Origin of the sequence: Feifania hominis (genome assembly GCF_014384765.1) — a bacterium.
Lineage (GTDB): Bacteria > Bacillota > Clostridia > Oscillospirales > Feifaniaceae > Feifania > Feifania hominis.
Genome location: NZ_JACRSP010000003.1, coordinates 239,943 through 263,623 on the forward strand (window position 1 = coordinate 239,943; position 23,681 = coordinate 263,623).

Below are 23,681 nucleotides of genomic sequence, written 5' to 3' on the forward strand. Positions count from 1 at the left end.
GGTGTCACATCAGCTCGGGGGCTGAAATCTTCAAGAGGGACAGGACGTTTCGCAGCACCTGCCGGGTTGCGCCGCAGAGCGCGAGCCGCGCAGCGCACAGCCCGCTGTCGTCGCACTTGACGCGGCAGGCGTTGTAGAAGCGGTGGAACGCGCTCGAGAGCTCCATGGCGTAGTGGGTCATGCGAGACGGGTCGTAGGCGCGCGCCGCGATGACGATCTCCTCCGGGTAGGAGCCGAGCAGCCGGATGAGATCGAGCTCCTCCGCGGTTGTCAGAAGAGAGAGGTCGACCTCGGCCGCAGGCTTCTCGCGGATTCCCTCGGCGGCGAGATTCTTGAGGATGCTGCAGATGCGCGCGTGGGCGTACTGCACATAGTAGACGGGGTTGTCGCTCGACTGCTTCACGGCGAGATCGAGATCAAAGTCCATCTGGCTGTCGGCCTGGCGCATGTTGAAGAAGAAGCGCGCCGCGTCGATGGGGATGTCGTCGAGCAGGTCATTGAGGGAAATGGCCTTGCCGGTGCGCTTGGACATGCGCACTACCTCGCCGTCCTGAATCAGGCGCACGAGCTGCATGAGCACAAAGTCGAGGCGGCCCGGGTCGATGCCGAGAGCCTCGAGCCCCGCGCGAAAGCGCAGGGTGTGGCCGTGGTGATCCGCGCCGAAGACGTCGATGACCCGGTCAAAGCCGCGCGCCTCGAACTTGTTGCGGTGGTAGGCGATGTCGACGGCGTAGTAGGTGTAAAAGCCGTTGCTCTTTTTCATGACCTCGTCCTTTTCCAGGCCGAAGTCGGTGGCGCGAAACCAGAGCGCGCCGTCTTTCTCATAGATGTGGCCGCGGCGCTCGAGAAGATCGATGGTGTCTTTGACGTAGCCGGATTTGTGAAGCTCGCTCTCAAAGAACCACCGGTCGAAGACAATCTTGTAGCGGCCGAGGTCGCGCTGCATGTTCTCGATGTTCTTCTGAAGACCGTACTCGACGAGCTTTTCGCGGCGCTCCTGCGAGGGGGCGTCGACCAGGCTGTCGCCGTGAAGCGCGGCGTACTCCTTTGCGCGCTCGCGCACGTCGTCGCCGTGGTATCCCTCCTCGGGGAACGCTACGGCGTCCTCACCGAGGTAGAGCTGCAGATAGCGCGCCTCGAGGGACTTCGCAAGGTTGTCGACCTGGTTGCCCGCGTCGTTGACATAGAATTCACGGGTCACGTCGTAGCCGCAGGCGTCGAGAATCGAGGCGAGCGAGTCGCCGATCGCGCCGCCGCGGGCGTTGCCCATGTGCATGGGGCCGGTGGGATTGGCGGAGATGAATTCGACCATGACCTTCTGGCCGCGGCCGCCCTCGGTGCGGCCGTACCGCTCGCCGAGCTCGTCGATCAGGCGCACCACGTTCTCGTAGTAGGCGTGGCCGACGCGGAAGTTGACAAAGCCGGGGCCCGCAATCTCGGCGCTCTCGACCGCCGTGCCGGTGAGGTCGAGCTCGTCGAGCACCGCCTGCGCCACGGCGCGGGGGGCTTGTCCCTGCGCTTTGGCGCACTGCATGGCGAAGTTTGACGCAAAGTCGCCGTGGGCCTTTTCGCGGCAGGGGGTGATCTCAAAGCCGGGGGCGAGGGGCTCGCGCAGCCGGCCCTGGCGTACCGCCCGCTCGGAGGCCTCGATGAGCGCTTTTGCGATGGAGTCTTTGACAAGTTGAATCGGATTCATGGCCTGTGCTCCTTACCTGTTAGTTTGCAAGGCCCGGGGCGAGCAGGCCCGCCGCCTTGACCTCGATGTAAAAGATGTTGTCGCTGACCTGGGCGTTGTCGACCTCGAGCGAATACTCGATGTTGAGCGACCCGCCGTCCGGTGTGATCGCGTTTTCGATGGTGTCGGTGCAGATGCTCAGCAGAAAGGTGCCGTAGCCGGTGTCGTAGTGGCACATGTTGCGGTTGCCCTTTTCGAAGACCATCTGGTAGTGGACGCCGCCGGTGCGGTCGACCACGATTTTGGAGGGCTCGACCAGGATGCTGGTGGTGACACCCTCCATCTCGGTCATCTCGCTCTCCTCATAGGTGATGCGAAAGCCGTCTCCGAGCGGCTCAAAGGTGCCCTCGGTCACAAGCTCGATGGTTTCGTTGTTGTCGTCATAGAGCTGGTTGCTCTTGATGGTGATGATGGCGTTCATGCGGTTTACTCCGTCTCTCTGTTTTCGTATTTCTCAATCTCAATGCGCGTCAGCTCCCCCTCGAGCGGGCAGCCGAGAAACATCTCGGCCGAACGGGCAAAGCCGACCGTGTTGTCGCTGACAAAATAGCTTGACTGGCGCCGCCGGCCCGAGGTGTTCAAAAGCCCCTGCTCGAGCAGCAGCGCCTTTGTGTCGGCCGCGGCGGTCGCGCCGGGGCTGATGAGGGCGACGTCCGGCCCGCAGACGTCCCGGAAGACGTCGGTGAGCAGCGGGTAGTGGGTGCAGCCGAGAATCAGTGTGTCGATGCCGCGCTCGAGCAGCGGCGCGAGATACTCGCGCACGAGAAGCTGCGCCACGGTGTCGCCGCGGGCAAAGCGCCCGTCCTCCACCAGGGGGACGAGCAGCGCACAGGGGTTTGAGACGACCTGAAGCGCGGGGTCGAGCGCGTGCAGCGCGCGGCGGTAGGCGTCGCTCTTAATGGTCGCGGGGGTGCCGATGACGCCGATGCGGCCGTTTCGCGTCGCGTCGCGCGCGGCGCGTGCCGCGCAGTCGATCACGCCTACCATGGGCACGGGAAACTCCCCGCGCACCACGGGCAGGGCGATGGAGCTCGCCGTGCCGCAGGCGACGACCGCGGCCTTGATGTTGTAGGTCATCAGAAAATTCAGGTCGCACCGGGTGTATTTGATGATGGTCTCGCGGCTGCGCGTGCCGTAGGGCACGCGGCCGGTGTCGCCGAAGTAGACCAGGTTCTCGCCGGGGAGCACCCGCATGATCTCGCGAACTGCGGTCAGTCCCCCGAGCCCCGAGTCGAAAATGCCGATCGGGCGAAGATCCAAAGAGCGCACCTCCCACAAAAAAATGGGGCCTGGCGTCAACGCCTGGATGTCCCCTCATTGTAACATATTGGCGGGATCAATACAATATTCGCACCTGTGTCAGCCGAACTTGCCGTGGGTGAGAAGCCCGGGGTACCGCCACTGGCGAAGAACCTCATAGGCCATGACCGCCACGGTGTTCGACAGGTTCAGCGACCGGGCGTCCGGAATCATCGGCAGGCGCACGGCCCGCTCGAGATTGGCCTCGATGAGCGCCTCGGGCAGCCCGCGCGTCTCGCGCCCGAAGAGCAGATACCCGCCCCTCTCGTAGCGCATGTCGGTGTGGATGCGGGCGGCCTTGGTGGAGGTCGGGTAGTAGACGCCGCCGGCTGTCTTCTCGAGAAAGTCGTCGAGGCTGTCGTAGAGGGTGACGTCGAGCAGATGCCAGTAGTCGAGCCCGGCGCGCCGGAGCTTGCGGTCGGTGATCTCAAAGCCGAGCGGGCGCACAAGGTGCAGCGACGCTCCGGTGGCGGCGCAAGTGCGCGCGATGTTTCCGGTGTTCTGCGGAATTTCCGGCTCGACGAGCACGATGTTGAGCTCTCCCATGCGTTTTCCCCCTCTGGCGCCGCGTCAGCGGCGAACTTCCTCTATTTTACCCACTTGCCCGTCAGATGGCAACCGCCGGGCGCGGCAAAACACAGAAAGTTTTTAAAATATTCATAAATATGGTTTGTTTTGTGCTATAATTCAAAATGATTTACTGCGTAACGACACAGGACGGAGGAAAGAATCTTGGGACTGTTTGATAAATTGTTCGGCACCTACAGCGAGCGCGAGCTCAAAAAGATCGAGCCCATCGTGGCGCGCGTCGAGGCACTGGAGCAGGAGTACCGCGGCCTCTCTGACGCCGAGCTCAAGGCGAAGACGCCGGCTTTCCGGCAGCGCCTCGCTGGGGGCGAGACGCTCGACGATCTGCTGCCCGAGGCGTTCGCCGCGGTGCGCGAGGCGTCCGACCGGGTCATCGGCCTGCGCCACTACCATGTGCAGCTCATCGGCGGCGTGGTGCTCCACCAGGGGCGCATTGCCGAGATGAGAACCGGCGAGGGCAAGACGCTCGTCGCCACGCTGCCCGCCTACCTCAACGCCCTCACCGGAAAGGGCGTGCACATCGTCACGGTCAACGACTACCTCGCGCGCCGCGACAGCGAGTGGATGGGCAAGATCTACCGCTTTCTGGGGCTTAAGGTGGGCCTTGTGGTACACGGGCTGACCAACGCCGAGCGGCGCGAGGCCTACGCCGCAGACATCACCTACGGCACCAACAACGAGCTGGGCTTCGACTACCTGCGCGACAACATGGTCATCTACAAGCAGGACATGGTGCAGCGCGGGCATGTGTTCGCCATCGTCGACGAGGTCGACTCCATTCTCATCGACGAGGCGAGAACGCCGCTGATCATCTCGGGCCAGGGCGACAAGTCGACCGATCTCTACCGCGAGGCCGACCGCTTTGTGCGGGGGCTGCGCCTGACGAAAGTGCTCGAGCTCGACTCGAAAGAGCTCGCCGAGGAGGCCGAGGGCGACTACGTCGTCGACGAGAAGGAGAAGAGCGCCACCCTCACGAAAGAGGGCATTCGCAAGGCCGAGGCGTTCTTCAAGCTCGAGAACCTCTCAGACCCCGAGAACACCACCATTGTGCACCACATCAACCAGGCTCTCAAGGCCCACGGCGTGATGAAGCGCGATGTGGACTATGTGGTCAAAGAGGGGCAGGTCATCATCGTCGACGAGTTCACCGGCCGCCTCATGTTCGGCCGCCGCTACAACCAGGGTCTGCACCAGGCCATCGAGGCCAAGGAGAAAGTCAACGTGCAAAACGAGTCGCGCACCCTCGCGACCATCACCTTTCAGAACTACTTTCGCCTCTACGGCAAGCTCTCGGGCATGACGGGAACCGCCCTGACCGAGGAGAACGAGTTCCGCGAGATCTACAGTCTCGACGTCGTCGAGATTCCGACGAACAAGCCCATGATCCGCCGGGACTATCCGGACGTCGTCTACCGCACGGAGCGGGGCAAGTTCGGCGCCGTCATCGACCAGATCGTCGAGTGCCACAAAAAGGGGCAGCCGGTGCTTGTGGGCACGGTCTCCATTGAGAAGTCGGAGCACCTGTCAGCCCTTTTGAAAAAGCAGGGAATCCCCCACGAGGTGCTAAACGCCAAGTACCACGAGAAAGAGGCCCAGATCATCGCCCAGGCCGGCAAGCGGGGCGCTGTGACCATCGCGACCAACATGGCCGGGCGCGGCACCGACATCATCCTCGGCGGCAACGCCGAGTACATGGCCAAGGACGAGATGAGGCGCCGCGGCGTGGAGGAGGCGCTCATCGCCGAGTCGACCGCTTTCGGTGAGACCGACAACCAGGAGATTCTCGACGCGCGGGCACTCTTCTCGCAGCTTGAGGCCGAGTACAAAAAAGAGGTCGACGTCGAGGCGAAAGACGTCATCGCGGCGGGCGGCCTCTTCATCGTGGGCACCGAGCGCCACGAGAGCCGCCGCGTCGACAACCAGCTGCGCGGGCGCGCGGGCCGTCAGGGAGACCCCGGCGAATCGCGTTTCTACCTGTCGCTTGAGGACGACCTGATGCGCCTGTTCGGCAGCGACCGCATGGCGGGGCTCGTCGACTCGCTCGGCATGGACGAGAACACGCCCATCGAGGCGAAGATCCTCTCGAACACCATTGAGTCGGCCCAGCGGCGTGTCGAGGGCCGAAACTTTGACACCCGCAAGCACGTGCTCAGATACGACGATGTGATGAACAAGCAGCGCGAAACCATCTACGCCGAGCGGCTGCGGGTTCTCAACGGCGAAAACCTGCGCGAGAGCATCGTCAAGATGATCCGCGAGACCATCGGCAAGGCCGTCGAGGAGCATACCGACGACAACAATTTCACCGACGACTGGGACTTCGACGGCCTCAAGGCGGAATTTCTCGGCTACTTCCTCACGCCGGACGACATGGCCTTTACGAAAGACGAGCGCGAGGATATGACCAGAGAGAAGCTCCGGGAGCTGCTCTTTGAGCGGGCGATGAGCGTCTATGAGGCCAAGGAGCAGCGCTACGGCGAGCTCATGCGCGAGCTTGAGCGCGTGGTGCTGCTGCAGGTGGTCGACCGCCACTGGATGGATCACATCGACGCCATGGATGAGCTGCGCCGCGGCGTGTCGCTGCGCGGCTACGGCCAGCAGGATCCGGTCATCGCCTACCAGAACGAGGGCTTTGACATGTTTGAGCAGATGACCATCGACATCCGGGAGGAGACGGTGCGCCTGCTGTTCCGCGCCGAGATCAAAAGCGGCGACGAGCCGAAGCGCCAGCAGGTGGCAAAGGCGACCGAGGAAAATCTCGGCGAGGACGGAAAGCAAAAGCCCGTGCGCCGCGAGGGCGCCAAGGTCGGGCGCAACGACCCCTGCCCCTGCGGCAGCGGTCTGAAGTATAAGAAGTGCTGCGGGAAGTGAGGTAGAGGGGGGACCCGGTCCCCCCTCTAACACCCCCGGCAAAAGCCCCCGCTCACACCGCGGGGGCTTTTGAGAGGAGTCGCTGCGGCGGAATGAATCCGCCTACGCGACGGGATTGGATTACGAAGGGGGCAAGCCCCCTTCGAGCTACCCCCGGGAAGAGGAATCGCGTCGGCGCTTCGCGCCTCGCGATGAAAAGAGGAAACGGACTGTCTATAAAATCCATTGGGCTGACAATACTATGGTTGTCAGCTTTTTTTGAGAGAGGAAGCAGTAAATGGCGAAAATAAAAAAGAGAAAACAAAGGCAGCCCGAGCGGCGTGACCGGCTGATCGAGGGGACCTTTGAGGCGACGCCACGCGGCTTTGGCTTCGTTGTGCCCGACGAGCCGGACGGGGAGCGCCTCTTTGTGCCCGGCGCGGGCACCCACGGCGCCATGCACACCGACCGCGTCGAGGCGCGCGTGGTGAAGCCCAAAACCGAGGAGCGCAGCGCCGAGGGCGAGATCACGCGCGTTTTGCAGCGCAACGTCACGTCCGTCACCGGCACTCTTGAGTCCGACCGGGGCCGCCGCTTCTATGCCGTGCCGGACGATCCGCGCTACGGCGAGGAGATCGAGATCAAAAAGGGCGAGCTCATGGGCGCGAAGCGCCGCGACAAGGTGCTCGTGGCACTTGACGGCTACAACAGCCGCGACAACCGCTACCAGCGCGGGCGCGTCACAGCGAATTTCGGCCCCGCCGACACCCTCGGCGCGAACTACCGCTCGGTGCTCCACGACCACAGCGTGCGAATGGAATTTCCCGATGAGGTCAAAGCGGAGGCCGCGCGGCTGTTCTCGCGCGGCGTGCCCGAGTCGGAGCTTGAGGGCCGGCTCGATCTGCGCGGCGAGACCGTCTTCACCATCGACGGCGCGGACGCCAAGGACTTTGACGACGCCATATCCATCGAAAAAACCGCCGAGGGCTATACCCTCGGCGTGCACATCGCGGATGTGAGCCACTATGTCACAAAGAACAGCGCCATCGATGCCGAGGCCTTTGCCCGCGGCACCTCGATCTACTTCACCGACCAGGTGGTACCCATGCTGCCCTTTGAGCTGTCAAACGAGCTGTGCTCGCTCAAGCCCGGCGTCGACCGGCTCACGCTCTCCTGCATCATGCAGCTCGACGCGGCGGGCAAGGTCGTAGGCCACACTATACGAAAGAGCGTCATCCGCTCGGTGAAGCGCTGTGTGTACGGCGAAGTCAACGCCGTGCTCGGTGGCACGGCCGATGAGCCGACCGCCGGCAGCTATGAGAGCATCCGCGGCGAGCTTCTGCTCATGCGGGAGCTCGCGGGGCTTCTCACCGCGCGCCGCCGCCGGCGCGGCGCGCTGAACTTTGAGACGGTCGAGAGCCAGATCGTCGTCGATGAAAACGCCGAACCCGTCGACATCGTGCCGCGCGAGCGCGGCGAGAGCGAGCGGATCATCGAGGAGTTCATGCTGCTGGCCAACGAAACGGTTGCAGAGCACCTCTGCCGCCGCCGTCTGCCCTGCGTTTACCGCGTGCATGAGAAGCCCGACCCCGAGAAAGTGCAGAGTTTTCTGCGGGTGGCGGGCGCTCTGGGGCTCCACGCGCGGCTGGTGGGCGGCGAGCTGTGCCCGAAGGGCATGCAGTCCATGCTCGAGCAGGCCGCGGGCAAGCCCTTTGAGCGGGTGATCTCGAATCTCCTCATCCGCTCGATGATGAAAGCGAAGTACAGCGCCGAGAATCTCGGCCACTTCGGCATTGCGGCGAAGTACTACTGTCACTTTACCTCGCCGATTCGCCGTTACCCCGACCTTGCAGTGCACCGCATTCTCACCGCGATGGAGACGGGCGGGCTCGACGGGCGAAAGGCCGCCTTTGAGCGCTTTGCCGAGGCGGCGGCCGAACAGTCGACCGAGTGCGAGATCCGCGCGCTCGAGGCCGAGCGCGACATCGAGGATCTCTACAAGGCGCTCTACATGGCGAAATTCGTCGGGGAGGAATTTGACGGCTTCGTTTCGTCGGTGACGGGCTTCGGCCTCTTTGTGGAGCTGCCGAACACCGTTGAGGGGCTGGTGCACATCAGCGACCTCGACGACGACTACTATGTCTTTGACGAAGAAAAACTCCGCCTGACCGGCGAGCGCGGCGGCAGAGTTTTTGCGCTGGGCGACCCGATTCGCGTGCGTCTGGTGCGAAGCGACATCACAGCAAGACAAATTGACTTTGTACCGGTCTGACCGGCCCTTCGTCCGAGGCGATGCCCAGACAGAGCGACGGACTGATCCACATGCTGCCGAGATAGTGATCCCGGCAGCATTTTTTTATCCGGCCGGCGTCGACCACCGAGAAACTTGCTAGCCCCCCCGCGATGCCGCGGCCGAGCAGTTTCAGATAGGCCTCCTTGAGCGTCCAGAGCGCGAAGAAGCCCCGCTCCCCCTCGCAGGTGACATAATCCTGTTCGGCAGGGGCAAAGCGGCGCGCGACCGCGAGATTGACGGGCCGGCGCTGCTCGATGTCGATGCCGACCGGCGCGGTGGACAGAGCCATGGCAAAGTAGGGGCCGCTGTGAGAGTAGCTCACGCAGATCTCCGGCGCCCCCTCCACCCCCGGCGCGCCGAGGGCGTTTTTGACAAGCCGCACCGCGAGAGGCGGCCGCCGGCAGCAGGCGCGCAGAAACGCCGCCGCGTCGCGCTTGACCTGCCGCTCCACCGCGGCGTAACTCGCGCGGCCCGGCGTCTGGTAGAAATAGTACTGTGTCATAGGTCCTCCCGTGTTGACATAAGGTGGCGATCAGACCGCCGATGCATAAAGAAAAAGGCTCATCTGACGGGCTTTTTTTCAAAAAATCAGCAGGTTTTCCACATTTTCAACAGCGTTATCAACAAATGTTATGTAAACTCCTGTAAAAAAAGAGTAAAATGCATAAAAACAACCTTGCCGTGCGGGGTGCCCTCTCAGGCGGCGGGGTGTGCAGGGAGCGGGCCGCCTCTCTACAGCTCGCCGAAGTACTTCCGGTCGAGGCTGCGGTAGGTGACGGCCTCGGCGACGTGCTCGGCCTCGATGCGCTCGCTGCCCGCGAGGTCGGCGATGGTGCGCGCTACCTTGAGAATGCGGTCGTAGCTTCGCGCGGTGAAACCGAGCGTCTCGTAGGAGGATTTCAGCAGCGCCGCCGCCTCGGCAGAGGGTGTGCAGTAGCGCGCGATTTCGGCGCGGCCCATCGCCGCGTTGCAGGTGAGCGCCTCACCGGCCATGCGGCGCTGCGCGATCTCGCGGGCGGCGACCACCCGCGCGCGCACGGCGGCCGAGGACTCGCCCGGAGCCCGGGACTCCATCTCGTCGTATCCCACGGGCTGCACGTCGACGTGAAGGTCGATGCGGTCGAGAAGCGGCCCCGAGATGCGCGAGCGGTACTGCGCGACCTGGGCGGGCGTGCAGGTACAGTGCCGGGTCGGGTGGCCGAGATAGCCGCACCGGCAGGGATTCATTGCGCAGACCAGCGTGATCCGGCAGGGGAAGCGCAGCGTGAAATTCGACCGGGTGATGCTGACCGTGTGGTCCTCGAGCGGCTGACGCAGCGCCTCGAGCGCGGCCTTTGAAAACTCGGGCAGCTCGTCGAGAAAGAGCACCCCGTTGTGGGCAAGCGAGATCTCGCCCGGCCGCGGCATCGACCCGCCGCCGGTCAGCCCCACGGAGGAGATGGTATGGTGGGGCGAGCGGAAAGGCCGCGCCGTGAGCAGACTCACGCCGTCGGGCAGCGCGTTTGCCACCGAGTAGACCTTGGTGGCCTCAAGCGCTTCGTCAAAGCTCATCGGCGGCAGAATGCCGGGCAGACGCTTTGCGAGCATGCTCTTGCCCGCACCCGGCGGGCCGATCATCAGGATGTTGTGCCCGCCGGCTGCGGCGATTTCAAGCGCGCGCTTGACATTCTGCTGCCCGCGCACATCGGCAAAGTCGGGAAGCCCCGTGAGGACTTCGCTTTCGCGGGCGGGGCAAAAGGGCACGACGCGCCGCTCCCGCTCGCCGCGCAGCATCTCGCAGAGCTCGGGCACCGAGCGCACCGCCACAATCTCAATGCCGCCGACCGCGGCGGCCGACTCGGCGTTCTCAGCCGGGAGATAGATCACCTTAAAACCCCGGTCGCGCGCGCCGATGGCCATGGCGAGCGCCCCGCGCGCGGGGCGCAGCTGCCCGCCGAGCGAGAGCTCGCCGAGAAAGGCCGCGTCCTGCGGCGGCGCGGGAATCTGCTTTGTCGCCGAGAGGATGCCGATGAGAATGGGCAGGTCGTAGACCGGCCCCTCCTTGTGGGTGTCAGCGGGGGCGAGGTTGACAGTGATGCGCGACACCGGGTACTGAAACCCGCAGTTTTTCAGCGCCGCGCGCACCCGGTCGCGCGACTCCTTGACGGCGGTGCCGGGCAGACCCACAATATCAAAGGCGGGCAGTCCCGTCGACACGTCGGTCTCCACCGTGACGGGATAGGCGTCGAGCCCGAAGAGCCCCATGCTCGCAACGGATGTGGTCATACAGCAACCCCCTCATGTCGTCCCCGATGAATGGAGGAGCCCGCCCGCAGGCGGCCGCATACCGGGGATATGTTTCCATTTTACACGCTTTTGTCGGGTCTGTACAGATGAAATGGGCGACGGGACCGTTTTTCCGCCGCGACGCGCGTTGTCTTGTGCCGCGGTTTGTTGTATAATAGCCGCAGAGCGGCTATTATATTAAATTTCAGGCCGTTTTGCCGCCCTCGCAGGGCGGCAAAACATGGCCACGTGATACCCTGACCGCTTCGCGCTCATGGTATCACAGCCGCAGAGCGGCTATTATATTGAATTTCAGGCCGTTTTTCCGCCCCCGCAGGACGGCAAAACATGGCCACGCGATACCCTGACCGCTTCGCGCTCATGGTATCACAGCCGCAGAGCGGCTATTATATTGAATTTCAGACCGTTTTTCCGCCCTTTGCAGGATGGCAAAATATGGCCGCGTGATACCCTGACCGCTTCGCGCTCATGGTATCACAGATGGATATACCCGCCGTGGAGCGCCGCGATTTGCGCGGCGCTTCGGTGAGGGGAAAGGGAGCAAAACATGGAACACTACCTCGACAACAGCGCGACCACCAAACCCTACCCGCAGGCGGTGTGGGCGATGACCGAGGTGCTCACGCGCGACTACGGCAACCCCTCGTCGGCGCACCGCAAGGGAGTCGAGAGCGAGGCGCATCTGCGCGCGGCACGCGAAACGGTGGCGAAGACGCTCGCCTGCGAGGCGGACGAGCTCTTTTTCACCTCGGGCGGCACCGAGGCGGACAATCTCGCAATTCTCGGCGGCGCGGCGGCCCGCAGCCGTGCGGGCCGCCATATCGTCACCACCGACTCGGAGCATCCGGCGGTGGAAAACGCCGTGGGCCGGCTCGAGGAGCGGGGCTTTACGGTCACCCGCCTGTCGACGCGCGGCGGCATGATTGACCCCGCCGCGCTCGAGGCCGCCCTGCGGCCGGACACCGCGCTTGTGAGCATGATGATGGTCAACAACGAGACCGGCGCCGTCTACCCGGTAAACCGGGTGCGCGAACTTCTTGAGCAGAGAAGCCCGAACGCCCTGTTTCACATCGACGCCGTACAGGGCTACGGCAAGCTGCCCTTTTCGGTGAAGAAGCTCGGGTGCGATCTGCTGACGGTCAGCGCCCACAAAATCGGCGGGCCAAAGGGCGTGGGCGCCCTCTATGTGCGCCGGGGCGTACACATCGAGAGCCTTGTGTGCGGCGGCGGGCAGGAGGGAAACCTGCGCTCGGGCACCGAAAATCTGCCCGGCATCGCGGGCTTTGCGGCGGCCTGCGAGGCGACGTTTGACGACCTGCCCAGGAAGCTTCAGGCTCTTCGCGCTCTGCGCGAGGAGCTCATATGCCGCCTCGGCGAACAGCTCCCGCAGGCGATTGTACATCTGCCGGCGCAGGCGGCGCCCCACATCGTCAACTTCTCTCTGCCGCCCTACAAGTCGGAGACGCTTGTGCACGCGCTCGAGCAGTATGACGTCTTTGTCTCGGGCGGTTCGGCCTGCAACGCAAAGAAGAAAGTGAGAAGCCGCGCGCTCACGGCTTTCGGTCTGCCGGACGAGCAGGTCGACAGCGCGCTTCGCGTGAGCTTCTGTTTTGAAAACACCCGCGAGGACATCGACGCGCTGCTCGATGCGCTGGGGGCCGCTGCGGCCTCGCTCGCCGCGGGAACAGTATAGGGGGATATTGGTGAAAGAGGTCATTCTGGTCAAATACGGCGAAATTGTGCTCAAGGGGCAAAACCGCCTCTACTTTGACAACATATTACAGCGAAACATCCGCTACCGGCTGAAAAGTCTGGGTGCGTTCCAGTACAAATTCGCCCAGTCGACGCTCTACATCACGCCGCCCGAGGCGGCCGACGACCCGTTCGGCTTTTCTGAGAGCGTGACCGATCAGGCCGTCGAGCGGCTCTTGAAGATCTTCGGCATCGCCTCGGTCTCGGTGGCGGCCGTCACCGAAAAGCAGCTCGCAGCCATCTCGCAGGCCGCCTGCGAGCGCTTTGGCGAGGTGCTGCGCGCGGCGCGCACGTTCAAGGTGGAGGCCAAGCGCAGCGACAAGACCTTTCCCATGACTTCGATGGAGCTCATGCGCGAGGTCGGCGGCGACATTCTCGAGCGCTTTCCCCATCTCAAGGTGGATGTGCACAACCCCGAGGTGACGGTGGTGGTCGAGATCCGCGACTTTGCGGCCTATGTACACGCGAAGAACCTCAGGGGCGCGGGGGGGCTGCCGGTCGGCTGCAACGGCATGGCGGCGCTGATGCTCTCGGGCGGCATCGACAGCCCGGTGGCGGGCCACATGATGGCAAAGCGCGGCATGAAGCTTGTGGGCGTGCACTTTCACTCCTACCCCTACACCAGCGACAAGGCCAAGGAGAAGGTGCTGCGCCTGGCAAAGGCCATGACCCCCTACTGCGGCGGATTCCCGGTTTTCGTGGTGCCCTTTACAAAGATCCAGGAGCAGATCAAGGCCCACTGTGACACCGAGAATTTCACCATTGTCATGCGCCGGCTCATGATGAAGATCACCGAGCGCATCGCGCTGCGCGAGGGCTGCCAGGCGATTGTCACCGGCGAGAGTCTCGGCCAGGTTGCGAGCCAGACCGTGCAGGGCATCGCGGTGTCGAACGCCGCGGCCGAGCGCCTGCCGGTGCTGCGCCCGCTGATCGGCATGGACAAGGACGAGATCATCGCCCTCTCGCGGCGCATCGGCACATTCGACATCTCCATCGAGCCGTATGAGGACTGCTGCGCGCTCTTCTCGCCGAAGCACCCGAACACAAAGCCGCTGCTCGAGGCCATTGAACGCGAGGAGCGCAAACTCCCGCTCGAGGAGCTCATCGACGAGGCGGTGCGCGGGGCCGAAATACACAACATCTCTCTGAAATAGACTACCAGGAAACCAGGTGAACCAATGAACGCGGAAATTCTTGCAGTGGGAACCGAGCTGCTGCTCGGCAACATCCTCAACACAAACGCCCGCTATCTCAGCGAGCGCCTGCCCGAGGCGGGCATCAACGTCTACTACCAGTCGGTCTGCGGGGACAACCCGCAGCGCCTGAAAGAGACCCTCTCGCTCGCCCTCTCGCGCAGCGACATGGTCATCACGACCGGCGGCCTCGGCCCGACCTACGACGATCTGACCAAGGAGACGGTCGCCGAGGCGCTGGGGCTGCGGCTCGTGCTGCACGAGCCGAGCCTGCGGCTCATCGAGCAGTACATGGCCTCCCTCGGGCGGGAGATGACCCCCATTCAGCGCAAACAGGCCATGCAGCCCGAGGGTGCGACGGTCTTTCGCAACGACTGGGGCACGGCGCCCGCCTGCGCGGTGGAGGCGAGGGGAAAGGTCGTCATCCTGCTGCCCGGGCCGCCGCGCGAGATGGAGCCTCTGTTTGAGCACTGCGTCTTGCCCTGGCTCGCCAAATTCTCCGAGGGGGTGCTCCTGTCCCACACGGTGCACATCTTCGGCGTGGGCGAGGCCGAGGTCGAGGAGAGACTCTCCCATCTGCTGCGCGACAGTGTGAATCCCACGGTCGCCCCCTACGCCAAGCAGGGCGAGGTGCAGCTGCGCGTGAGCGCCAAAGCCGGCACCCGCGAGGCCGCCGAGGCGCTGATCGCCCCGGCGATCGAAGCGGTGCGCGCCGAGCTCGGCGACCATGTCTACGGCATCGACGTCGGCAGTCTGCAGGCGGCGGTGGTCGCGCTTCTTCGCGAGCGCGGACTCAAGCTCGCGACCGCCGAGAGCTGCACGGCGGGGCTTCTCTCCAAGCGCATCACGGAGATCCCGGGCGCGTCGGAGGTCTTTGAGTGCGGTGTGACGAGCTACGCAAACCGCATCAAGCACGAGCTGCTCGGCGTGTCCGAGCAGACGCTGCGCGAGTTCGGCGCGGTGAGCGAGCCCGTGGCGTGTCAGATGGCCGAGGGGGTGCGCCGCCTTGCGGGCGCCGACATCGGCGTGGGCATCACGGGGCTCGCAGGGCCCGGCGGCGGCTCGACCGAAAAGCCGGTGGGGCTTGTGTATGTGGCGCTGAGCACCGCCGGGGGCACCGAGGCGAAGCGGCTCATGCTCGCGCGCGTGAACCCCGACCGGGAGAACATCCGCTATCTCGCCTCGTCAAACGCGCTCGACATGGTTCGCCGCGCGCTGATGAAACAAAACTGACAGGCCGCCGGCCGGGAGGACTATGGAAAACACACTGTGCAGTCTCAAGACCATACAGGACATCCGCGCGCGACACGGCTTTGCCTTTACAAAGTCGCTCGGGCAGAATTTTCTGATCAACCCCCAGATTCCCCGGCAGATCGCCGAGGGCGCGGGGATCGACGCGGACACCGGCGTCATCGAGGTGGGGCCGGGAATCGGCTGCCTGACATTCGAGCTTGCGCAGCGCGCGAAGAAAGTGGTGGCAGTCGAGCTCGACCGCTCGCTTCTGCCTGTGCTCGGCGAGACGCTCGCCGCGTTTGACAACGTGAGCGTCGTCAACGCCGATGTGCTGAAGCTCGACCTCGGCGAACTCATCGAGCGCGAATTCGCGGGTATGCGGGTCGTGGTCTGCGCCAATCTGCCCTACTACATCACGACGCCGGTCATCATGAAATTTCTGGAGGAGGGCCTTTCGGTCGACAGCCTCACAGTCATGGTGCAGCGCGAGGTGGCCGAGCGCTTTCTCGCCCCCGCCGGACAAAAGGAGTACGGCGCCATCTCCGTCGCGGTGCAGTACTACAGCGCTCCGCGGCTTTTGCTGCGGGTGGGAAGAGGGAATTTTCACCCGGCGCCAAAGGTCGACTCCGCGGTGATCCGAATGGACATTTTGCAGGATCGGGGAGCAAAAGTTGCAAATGAGGCATTTTTTCTGTCGGTGGTGCGCGCCGCTTTCGGCCAGCGCAGAAAGACGCTGCAAAACGCGCTGGCAAACGGCCTTGCGCAGATTGGCAAGCAGGATGTCGTCAAAGCCCTTACGGAAATGGGGCTTGACGCCGACATCCGCGGCGAGCGGCTGAGCCTTTCGGAGTTTGCGGCGCTCAGCGATTTGTTAATACAATATTTACACAATTGCGAGAAATTTCACAAATAATAAATTGCAAAATCAGCACCAATCGTTTATAATGATTCTTGATCGTTTTTTCTACAAATTCACGCAAGGAGGACGAGTAACATGACCAAAAATCAGCATGTACTCAAATGGGTCGACGAGATGACCGCTCTCGTGAAACCCGCCAAAGTTGTCTGGATCGACGGTTCCGAAGCCCAGCTCGAAGAGCTCAGAAAAGAGGGCACAAAGACCGGCGAGCTCATCAAACTCAACGAGGAGCTGCTTCCGGGCTGCTACTACCACAGATCCGCTCTCAACGACGTCGCGAGAGTTGAGAACAGAACGCTGATCTGCACCACCAGGAAAGAGGAGGCCGGCCCCACCAACAACTGGATGGAGAAAGACGAGGCCTACTCCATGCTGCGCAAGATCTTCGACGGCTGCATGGCCGGACGCACGATGTACGTCATCCCCTACTCGATGGGCATCGTCGGCTCGCCCTTTGCCAAGTACGGCGTTGAGATCACCGACAGCATCTACGTCGTCGTGAGCATGGCCATCATGACCCGTATGGGCAATGAGGTCTGGGACGCGCTCGGCGACAGCGACGACTGGGTCCGCGGCCTGCACTCCAAGTGCGAGCTCGACGAGGAGAAGAGATACATCGCCCACTTCCCGGAGGACAACACCATCTGGTCGTGCAACTCCGGCTACGGCGGCAACGTCCTGCTCGGCAAGAAGTGCTTCGCGCTGCGCATCGCCTCCGCGCAGGGCCGCAGAGAGGGCTGGATGGCTGAGCACATGCTCATCCTCGGCATTGAGAACCCGCAGGGTGAGACCAAGTACATCGCCGCTGCGTTCCCGTCTGCCTGCGGCAAGACCAACCTCGCCATGCTGATTCCGCCGGAGGGCTACCGCAAGGCCGGCTACAAGGTCTGGTGTGTCGGCGACGACATCGCCTGGCTGAGAATCGGACCGGACGGCCGCCTGTGGGCCATGAACCCCGAGAACGGCTTCTTCGGCGTCGCGCCCGGCACGAGTGAGAAGACCAACTTCAACGCTCTGCAGTCGACCAAGAAGAATTCCATCTTCACCAACGTCGTGCTCAATCTCGACAACAACACCGTCTGGTGGGAGGGCATGGACAAGAATCCGCCCGAGAACGCGCTCGACTGGAAAGGCAATCCCTGGAACGGCAAGACCTCGACCGAAAAGGGCGCCCATCCGAACAGCCGCTTCACCGCACCGGCGATCAACTGCCCCTGCATCTCCAAGGAGTTCAACAACCCCCAGGGTGTGCCGATCTCTGCGATCGTCTTCGGCGGCAGAAGAGCCAAGACCGCTCCCCTGGTCTACGAATCCCGCAACTGGCAGCACGGCGTCTTCGTCGGCTCCATCATGGCCTCTGAGACCACCGCTGCGGCGGCGGGCGCCGTCGGCGTTGTGCGCCGCGACCCGATGGCCATGATTCCGTTCTGCGGCTACAACATGGGCGACTACTTTGCCCACTGGCTCGAGATGGGCAAGAAGATTCCGAATCCGCCGAAGATCTTCAACGTCAACTGGTTCCGCCTCGACGACGAGGGTCACTTCATCTGGCCGGGCTTCGGCGACAACATGAGAGTTCTCATGTGGATGCTCGACCGCTGCGAGGGCAAGGTCGGCGCGGATGAGACCGCCATCGGCTTTGAGCCCAAGCCCGAGGACATCAACATCGAGGGCCTCGACGGCGTCACCATCGACACCATCAAGGAGCTTCTGTCGGTCGACAAGGAGCACTGGAAAGAGGACGTCAAGAACATCAAGGAGTTCTATGCGAAATTCGACCGTCTCCCCAAGGAGATGGAGGAGGAGCTCGCCATCCTCGAGAAGAACCTCGCCTAAGAGAAACCCGAAAGAGCGCGGCAGACGCCGCGCTCTTTTTTTCTTGCGCAAGAAAAGCAGCCCCACTCAGCGGGGCCGCCCGTAAGAGTATGCGGTTGGCAGACTGTTTCACCGCGCCTTGAGGCTCAGCCAGTATCAGCCCCTTATGGATTAGTTCAGACCACCCGTATAACGGGTGGTCTGAACTTTTCATTTATGCTATAATAGCAGATATGCCAATGCCGCGGGACTCTGCCGCCCGTGCGGGGCCGGAAAAGGCAACGCCCTGTGGCGCTCCGTTCGGGATTCATGCTATAATAGCCGCAGAGCGGCTATTATATGGAATTCAGGCCGTTTTTCTCGCCCCTTTCGGGGCAACCGAAAAACATGGCCACATGATACCATGATCGCTGCGCGCCCATGGTATCATAACCGCAGAGCGGCTATTATATGGAATTCAGGCCGTGCTCTCGCCCCTTTCGGGGCAAGTCCCTGCGGGACGGCAAGTCCCTGCGGGACGGCAAGTCCCTGCGGGACGGCAAGTCCCTGCGGGACGGCAAGTCCCTGCGGGACGGCAAGCCCCTGCGGGACGGCAAGTCCCTGCGGGACGGCAAATCCCTGCGGGACGGCAGGCCCCTGCGGGACGGCAAGCCCCTGCGGGACGGCAGGCCCCTGCGGGACGGCAAGCCCCTGCGGGCTGGCGAGAACATGGCCGCAGGGGATCATAACAGGAAAGCGGCTCACAGCCGCACAGCCCCGTGGCCGCCATGGGACACCGGAGCAAACAGAGAACAAGGGGTAGACAATGGGAATCCGATTCCGCTTTGAAAACAGAAACAACTTCTTTCTCGTGCCGAACGCCGTGGTCGACCGGCATCTGGGCGAGCTCACCCTCGGGGAGCTGCGGGTGCTTTTGTATCTGCTGCGCAATCCCGCCTGCACGGAGGAAAATGAGCTTTGCCGGGCGCTCTCCATGAGCCGGGAAGAGATCGGCCAGCAGGTCTGCGCGCTTGTGGAGCGGGAGATTTTCACCCTCACAGACGGCGTGGTGACCTTAAACCCGCTTCTGCCCTGCCAGGACGCGCCAACTGAGCGAAAGCCCGCGCGGCGCAGCTACACCCAGCGCGATATTGAGACCGCCATGGAGCGCGACCCCCATCTGCGCGGCGCGTTTCAGGAGATTCAGAAGAAATTTGACAAGCCCCTCTCGCCGACCGAGTGCGAGGTGCTCTACTCGGTGATGGACTACTACGGCTTTTCGCCGGAGCTTGTCTATGTGCTGGCGGACTATGTCGTCGGCGAGGGCAGGCGCAGCGTGCGGTATCTGGAGAAGGTGGCGGCCGACTGGAACGACCGGGGCATCCGAACGCTCGAGGCGGCCGAGGACTACATCGAGCAGCAGCACGCCCGCCGCTCCTACGAGGGCATGGTCAAGCGCGTGTTCGGCATCAGCGGGCGCAATCTGACGACCAGAGAGAAGAACTTCATCCGCCAGTGGAAAGACGAGTTCGGCTTCGGGGAGGAGATGATCCTCGCGGCCTTTGAAACCGGCGTGGACCGCACGGGAAAAATGGCCTTTGCCTACATCAACAAGATTCTCGCCAGCTGGCACGAAAAGGGCTACCGCACGCCCGACGACTGCAAAAAAGAGAAAAACCCCAGGCGCAAGGGGCCGCCCGAGACCGAGCACAGCTTTGACATGGATGAGCTTGAGCAGTGGGCGTTTCAGGTGACCTACGGATCGGAGAGTGAGAAGTAATGGCCTACCAGAGAGAGGTGTACCGCGCGGTCGAGGAGCAGTTCGCCGCCCGCCGCCGCGAGAATGAGAGCGAGCGCCAGCGCAGAAAGGACGAGGTCTACGCAAAGCTGCCCCGCCTGCGCGAGATTGAGCGGGAGATTGCGCAGACGTCGATTGCCCTGACGCGCACCATTCTGCGCGGCGGCCCCGTCAAGGAGACGGTCAAAAAGATCAAAGAGAGCAACATGGCGCTTCGCGCCGAGCGAACCGAGCTGCTCGCGGAGCTGTCGCTGCCCTACGACTACCTTGATGTAAAGCCCCACTGCCGCCGGTGCGGCGACGAGGGCTTTGTCGGGGGCAGGATGTGCGGCTGCTTTGCGCGCGAGCTCAAAAAGGCGGCCTATGAGATGTCGAACCTCGGCGGTGCGCTCAGGGACCAGAGCTTTAAAAATTTCAAGCTCGACTACTACTCGGATGAGGCCAAAGTCACCGACGGCAAGCTCACCGAGCGCGAGCTGATGAGCAAAAATTACGAGACGGTCAAAAAGTTTGCCGAGGGCTTTGACACCGACCGCATGCTCGGGCTGCTCTTCTTCGGCGGGCCGGGGCTCGGCAAGACCCACCTCTCGACCGCGGTGGCGCGCGAGCTGATCGACAGCGGCCACTCGGTGGTCTATGAGACCGCGCCCGACATCTTTGCAAAGTACGAGCGCGAGCGCTTCGGCCGCCTCGACCAGCCGGGGGATCTCGACCAGTACGAGCAGACCGATCTTCTGATTGTGGACGATCTCGGCACGGAGTTTTCGTCGCCCTTTGTGCAGTCGGTGTTCTTCTCGCTGGTAAACTCGCGCATGATTCACGGCAGGAAGACGATCGTCAGCACCAACCTCGCCCTCAAGGACCTGTCGGTGCGCTATGGGGAGAAGATCATCTCGCGCATCTTCGGGGAATTCGGCATGCTCCACTTCGTGGGCACGGATGTGCGCGCCCAGAAGCGGCGCGGCCAGACGAGGAGGTAGCGGCATGGCGACCATTGTGCTCAGAGGCCGCGGCGACCTGTCGCGAATTGCAGACGGTCTGCTGGAGGGTGTGCTTGCAAACGGCATGAGCTGTGAGCTCGTCGAACAGACCGAGCGGACCGTGGGCGACGCGCGCATCGCCTTTCTGGTCTTTGAAAAGTTCTACTACCGCGCCTCCAACCGCCTGAGCCTGTCGGCGCTGCTCATCGAGCAGGGCGGTGTGATCGACGCGACGCTCGTCGGCGCGGGCGGCGGCCAGGGGCCGCTGCTGCGATTCGACTGGGGCAGCGAGGAAAACTTCGCCGGCGTCGGCGCCGAGGTTCTCGAGGGCCTCGGCTTCACACGGGTTTAGGGGGCGGCGTATGAGAGTCAGCGTACTCATGGAGAATACAGCGGCCCGCGAGGGCTTTCTCACCGAGCACGGGCTGAGCCTCTTCCTCGAGGGGAACGGGCGGCGCGTGCTCTTTGACATGGGGGCGTCGGGCGGCTTTGCCGACAATGCGCGCCGGCTCGGCGTACCGCTCGACAGGGTGGATTTCGCCGTGCTCTCCCATGGGCACTACGACCACGGCGGCGGGCTTGCGCGCTTCTTTCAGGAGAATGCCGCAGCGCCGGTCTACGCAAACGAACACGCCTTTGAGCAGTACCGCTCGGGCAGCGGCCGCGACATCGGCGTGCCGCGGCCCCGGCAGGCGCACAGGGTGGTCCCCGTGGGCGACGACCGGGAGCTCGGGTATGGCTTTTCGCTTCACACCGGCAACCGGCTGCCGCGCGAATTTGAGACCGACGCCTTTGGGCTCTGTGCGGTGCGCGCGGGCGCGGTGGTGACCGACGACTTCTGTCACGAGCAGTACCTCGTCGTGGAGCAGGACGGCCGCCGCCTGGTGTTCAGCGGCTGCTCCCACAAGGGGGTCTTCAACATACTGCGCTGGTTTCAGCCCGACGTGTTTGTCGGGGGCTTTCACTTCATGGAGATCGACCCGGCGCAGGGGGTACAGCGGCTGGACGAGGCGGCGCGGCTTCTGCTGGAGTTTCCCACGGTCTACTACACCTGCCACTGCACGGGGCTCGCGCAGTATGACCGGCTGCGCGAGCGCATGGGAGAGCGGCTGCACTACCTCGCGGCGGGGGATGAGATCGCCGTCTGACTGGTAAAAGAAAAAGGGCCGGCCCCTCGGGGCCGGCCCTTTTGCGCTATTTTGTCTCGAGAATGGTCTGCCAGATGTTGTAGTAGATCGGGCGGGAGGCGGGGTCCTCGTACTGGGGCACAAGTCCCAGCCGCCAGACCGAGACGCCCGTCACGCCGAACATGCGCGCGAGCGCGAGCTTATCCGAGACGCTGCGGCTGTCCTCGTACCAGACGAGGTTGTCGGTGCTGTCGGTTGAATCGTAGTAGGTGATATAGGGGTTGCGGTAGCGCTCGGAGTAGTTCATCTGCGTGTTGGAGCTGATCAGGCGCGCGTAGAGATTGGCCGCGGTGGGGTGCATGGCCGTGTTGCGGATCACCTTGCCGTTTTGCAGCATCCAGCCGGTGGAGTCGATGCTCACGGCGAGCGCCACCTTGGAGATGTTGTCCGCCCCGACGCCGGTTTGGGGGTCGGTGATGGCCTTGAGGGCGTAGTAGACGTCGTCAAACGGGGTGACCGGCGTCGTGGTGTAGCCGGCCGCCATCAGCGAGCTGGACAGGGTGTCGGCGGCGTAGTCGTGCGCCATGAGAATGATGCGGTCGGCCACCGCGCCGATGGCGGGGTAGTCGTAGGCGTCGTAGTAGGCGAGATTGTTCTTCCAGACCGGGTGGACGGCGACGGTGAGCTGCAGATCACCCGGCTCGAGCGCCGCGTGAAGCTCCTGCAAAAAGAGGGTGAAGCCCTCTTTGAGGGCCGAGCCTTTCATCAGCTCAAAGTCGATGGTGACGCCGCCGTAGTAGGGCGCGCCCGCCGCCGTCCTGCGGCCGAGCTCCGAGAGAATGGCGTCTACCGCCTCGGTGCGGCGCTCGGCGCTGAGCAGAATCGCGGCGCAGGGGTTCGACGCGCTGCCGTCCTCGAGGGTGACCTTGGTGCCGGCGCTCATGTAGACGCTCAGATTGGCGAGCGCCCCGGCCCCGGCCGCGAGATCGACCGCTGTGTCGGCCGCGGCGGGAACGGCGAACTCGTTGCTGTTTTTGGTGGTGGTGTTGAGGCTGACGCCGTCGGCCGCGCTGAACTCGAGGCGGCTCCACCCGAACGAGACGGCGTCAAGATCGGCGATCAGCTCCCGCTGGGAGTAGGAGGACAGCGCGTAGAACGCATGCAGCCACTCGGTGTTGGAGTGGGTGCGGTCATACAGGCGCACCGCCATGGCCGCGGCCTCCTCGCGCCGCGCGTACCCGGCGGGCTGGAACGTGGTGGGGGTGACGCCGTTGATGATGCCGAAGTCGTAGGCGAGGGTGATGTGGCCCGGGTAATTTGTCACGTCGGTGAACGGGTGGCCGAACGAGACGGCGTTGCCGGCAAGGGTCTCATAGCCGAGCGCGCGCACGAGCATGACGGCCATCTCCTCGCGGGTGATGTACTCCTCGGGGCGAAACGAGGTCGAATCTCTGAGCACGGCGCCGTGGGCGACCGCGGTCTCGACGTCGTCGTAGTACCAGCTCGTCGGGCGGCAGTCGGCAAAGGAGGGGGTGACGACGATCTCGCGCTCCCAGCCGAACAGGCGCGTGAGCATGGCGACGAATTCGCTGCGCTTGACGTTCTGGCCGAAGCCGAACAGCTGCGCCTCGCTGTCGACGCCGTTGACAATCCCGAGAGCGGTTGCGCGCTCGATGACGTCGACCGCCCAGTTTCCGGCGGGCACATCCCGGTAGCTCGACTCGGCGACGGGGGGCTCGTCCGTATCCACGGCGAGCGCGCCGAGCGGCGGCAGAAGACCCGCGACAAGGCACAGGGCAAGACAGAGCGAAAAGAGACGTCGTTTCATAAAAAT

General features: G+C 63.6%; 19 protein-coding genes. 12 read left to right on the forward strand and 7 right to left on the reverse strand.

What is annotated here, in order from left to right; all coding sequences use genetic code 11:
* Positions 1-4: 4 nt before the first annotated feature.
* The 4 genes from argS to H8695_RS08230 all read right to left on the reverse strand — a co-directional run bounded on the left by argS (position 5) and on the right by H8695_RS08230 (position 3,580).
* Positions 5-1,696 (reverse strand): arginine--tRNA ligase, encoded by a 1,692-nt coding sequence (argS, locus tag H8695_RS08215; protein WP_249300505.1) that lies wholly within the window; start codon positions 1,694-1,696, stop codon positions 5-7.
* A 19-nt stretch (positions 1,697-1,715) separates the two neighbouring features.
* Positions 1,716-2,156, reverse strand: coding sequence for a YwiB family protein (locus tag H8695_RS08220; protein WP_249300506.1), 441 nt, complete (start codon positions 2,154-2,156; stop codon positions 1,716-1,718).
* 5 nt (positions 2,157-2,161) lie between these two features.
* Entirely contained in the window at positions 2,162-2,995 is an 834-nt protein-coding gene (murI, locus tag H8695_RS08225; RefSeq protein ID WP_249300507.1) for a glutamate racemase, read from the reverse strand.
* A 99-nt stretch (positions 2,996-3,094) separates the two neighbouring features.
* A complete protein-coding gene (locus H8695_RS08230; RefSeq protein WP_249300508.1) occupies positions 3,095-3,580 on the reverse strand; it encodes a tRNA (cytidine(34)-2'-O)-methyltransferase in 486 nt (161 codons plus the stop codon).
* A 186-nt stretch (positions 3,581-3,766) separates the two neighbouring features.
* Between H8695_RS08230 and secA the strand changes: the two genes are divergently transcribed.
* Both secA and rnr read left to right on the forward strand, forming a co-directional pair.
* A complete protein-coding gene (gene secA, locus H8695_RS08235) occupies positions 3,767-6,493 on the forward strand; it encodes a preprotein translocase subunit SecA (protein WP_283243652.1) in 2,727 nt (908 codons plus the stop codon).
* A gap of 277 nt (positions 6,494-6,770) precedes the next feature.
* Positions 6,771-8,744: a ribonuclease R gene (gene rnr / locus H8695_RS08240; RefSeq protein ID WP_249300509.1), complete on the forward strand. Its 1,974-nt coding sequence runs from the start codon at positions 6,771-6,773 to the stop codon at positions 8,742-8,744.
* Here the strand turns inward: rnr and H8695_RS08245 are convergent.
* Both H8695_RS08245 and H8695_RS08250 read right to left on the reverse strand, forming a co-directional pair.
* On the reverse strand, positions 8,710-9,267 hold the full coding sequence (locus H8695_RS08245; protein ID WP_249300510.1) for a 4'-phosphopantetheinyl transferase family protein: 558 nt from the start codon (positions 9,265-9,267) through the stop codon (positions 8,710-8,712). The two genes, rnr and H8695_RS08245, sit on opposite strands and share 35 nt — an antisense overlap.
* Before the next feature lie 230 nt (positions 9,268-9,497).
* Positions 9,498-11,030: a YifB family Mg chelatase-like AAA ATPase gene (locus H8695_RS08250; RefSeq protein WP_249300511.1), complete on the reverse strand. Its 1,533-nt coding sequence runs from the start codon at positions 11,028-11,030 to the stop codon at positions 9,498-9,500.
* A gap of 568 nt (positions 11,031-11,598) precedes the next feature.
* Here H8695_RS08250 and H8695_RS08255 point away from each other — a divergent pair.
* The 10 genes from H8695_RS08255 to H8695_RS08300 all read left to right on the forward strand — a co-directional run bounded on the left by H8695_RS08255 (position 11,599) and on the right by H8695_RS08300 (position 21,868).
* Positions 11,599-12,744, forward strand: a complete 1,146-nt coding sequence (locus H8695_RS08255; protein ID WP_249300512.1) for a cysteine desulfurase family protein — start codon at positions 11,599-11,601, stop codon at positions 12,742-12,744.
* Positions 12,745-12,754: 10 nt separating this feature from the next.
* The gene (gene thiI / locus H8695_RS08260; protein ID WP_249300513.1) at positions 12,755-13,957 is read left to right on the forward strand and encodes a tRNA uracil 4-sulfurtransferase ThiI; all 1,203 of its coding nucleotides are present in this window, start codon (positions 12,755-12,757) and stop codon (positions 13,955-13,957) included.
* 24 nt (positions 13,958-13,981) lie between these two features.
* Positions 13,982-15,229 carry a competence/damage-inducible protein A gene (locus H8695_RS08265; RefSeq protein WP_249300514.1) on the forward strand — a complete coding sequence of 416 codons (1,248 nt, stop codon included), beginning with the start codon at positions 13,982-13,984 and terminating at the stop codon, positions 15,227-15,229.
* A gap of 22 nt (positions 15,230-15,251) precedes the next feature.
* The gene (rsmA, locus tag H8695_RS08270; protein WP_249300515.1) at positions 15,252-16,142 is read left to right on the forward strand and encodes a 16S rRNA (adenine(1518)-N(6)/adenine(1519)-N(6))-dimethyltransferase RsmA; all 891 of its coding nucleotides are present in this window, start codon (positions 15,252-15,254) and stop codon (positions 16,140-16,142) included.
* Between the two features lie 81 nt (positions 16,143-16,223).
* Positions 16,224-17,984, forward strand: a complete 1,761-nt coding sequence (locus tag H8695_RS08275; RefSeq protein WP_249300516.1) for a phosphoenolpyruvate carboxykinase (GTP) — start codon at positions 16,224-16,226, stop codon at positions 17,982-17,984.
* A gap of 429 nt (positions 17,985-18,413) precedes the next feature.
* Positions 18,414-18,791 carry a hypothetical protein gene (locus H8695_RS08280; RefSeq protein ID WP_249300517.1) on the forward strand — a complete coding sequence of 126 codons (378 nt, stop codon included), beginning with the start codon at positions 18,414-18,416 and terminating at the stop codon, positions 18,789-18,791.
* Positions 18,769-19,722 (forward strand): DnaD domain protein, encoded by a 954-nt coding sequence (locus H8695_RS08285; protein WP_249300518.1) that lies wholly within the window; start codon positions 18,769-18,771, stop codon positions 19,720-19,722. Before H8695_RS08280 ends, H8695_RS08285 begins: the two co-directional genes overlap by 23 nt.
* Positions 19,722-20,720 carry an ATP-binding protein gene (locus H8695_RS08290; protein ID WP_249300519.1) on the forward strand — a complete coding sequence of 333 codons (999 nt, stop codon included), beginning with the start codon at positions 19,722-19,724 and terminating at the stop codon, positions 20,718-20,720. The genes H8695_RS08285 and H8695_RS08290 overlap by 1 nt, the downstream gene beginning before the upstream one ends.
* A gap of 4 nt (positions 20,721-20,724) precedes the next feature.
* Positions 20,725-21,072: a DUF6054 family protein gene (locus H8695_RS08295; RefSeq protein ID WP_249300520.1), complete on the forward strand. Its 348-nt coding sequence runs from the start codon at positions 20,725-20,727 to the stop codon at positions 21,070-21,072.
* Between the two features lie 10 nt (positions 21,073-21,082).
* A complete protein-coding gene (locus H8695_RS08300) occupies positions 21,083-21,868 on the forward strand; it encodes an MBL fold metallo-hydrolase (RefSeq protein WP_249300521.1) in 786 nt (261 codons plus the stop codon).
* Positions 21,869-21,914: 46 nt separating this feature from the next.
* Here H8695_RS08300 and H8695_RS08305 read toward each other — a convergent pair whose 3' ends face one another.
* Positions 21,915-23,675, reverse strand: coding sequence for an S-layer homology domain-containing protein (locus H8695_RS08305; protein ID WP_249300522.1), 1,761 nt, complete (start codon positions 23,673-23,675; stop codon positions 21,915-21,917).
* Positions 23,676-23,681 lie beyond the last annotated feature (6 nt).

Bases quoted from the DNA above. Each gene is read 5' to 3' on its own strand.
- argS (WP_249300505.1), bottom strand. From the start codon at position 1,696: ATGAATCCGATTCAACTTGTCAAAGACTCCATCGCAAAAGCGCTCATC.
- H8695_RS08220 (WP_249300506.1), bottom strand. From the start codon at position 2,156: ATGAACGCCATCATCACCATCAAGAGCAACCAGCTCTATGACGACAAC.
- H8695_RS08230 (WP_249300508.1), bottom strand. From the start codon at position 3,580: ATGGGAGAGCTCAACATCGTGCTCGTCGAGCCGGAAATTCCGCAGAAC.
- rnr (WP_249300509.1), top strand. From the start codon at position 6,771: ATGGCGAAAATAAAAAAGAGAAAACAAAGGCAGCCCGAGCGGCGTGAC.
- H8695_RS08245 (WP_249300510.1), bottom strand. From the start codon at position 9,267: ATGACACAGTACTATTTCTACCAGACGCCGGGCCGCGCGAGTTACGCC.
- H8695_RS08250 (WP_249300511.1), bottom strand. From the start codon at position 11,030: ATGACCACATCCGTTGCGAGCATGGGGCTCTTCGGGCTCGACGCCTAT.
- H8695_RS08255 (WP_249300512.1), top strand. From the start codon at position 11,599: ATGGAACACTACCTCGACAACAGCGCGACCACCAAACCCTACCCGCAG.
- H8695_RS08265 (WP_249300514.1), top strand. From the start codon at position 13,982: ATGAACGCGGAAATTCTTGCAGTGGGAACCGAGCTGCTGCTCGGCAAC.
- rsmA (WP_249300515.1), top strand. From the start codon at position 15,252: ATGGAAAACACACTGTGCAGTCTCAAGACCATACAGGACATCCGCGCG.
- H8695_RS08275 (WP_249300516.1), top strand. From the start codon at position 16,224: ATGACCAAAAATCAGCATGTACTCAAATGGGTCGACGAGATGACCGCT.
- H8695_RS08280 (WP_249300517.1), top strand. From the start codon at position 18,414: ATGGAATTCAGGCCGTGCTCTCGCCCCTTTCGGGGCAAGTCCCTGCGG.
- H8695_RS08285 (WP_249300518.1), top strand. From the start codon at position 18,769: ATGGGAATCCGATTCCGCTTTGAAAACAGAAACAACTTCTTTCTCGTG.
- H8695_RS08290 (WP_249300519.1), top strand. From the start codon at position 19,722: ATGGCCTACCAGAGAGAGGTGTACCGCGCGGTCGAGGAGCAGTTCGCC.
- H8695_RS08295 (WP_249300520.1), top strand. From the start codon at position 20,725: ATGGCGACCATTGTGCTCAGAGGCCGCGGCGACCTGTCGCGAATTGCA.
- H8695_RS08300 (WP_249300521.1), top strand. From the start codon at position 21,083: ATGAGAGTCAGCGTACTCATGGAGAATACAGCGGCCCGCGAGGGCTTT.
- H8695_RS08305 (WP_249300522.1), bottom strand. From the start codon at position 23,675: ATGAAACGACGTCTCTTTTCGCTCTGTCTTGCCCTGTGCCTTGTCGCG.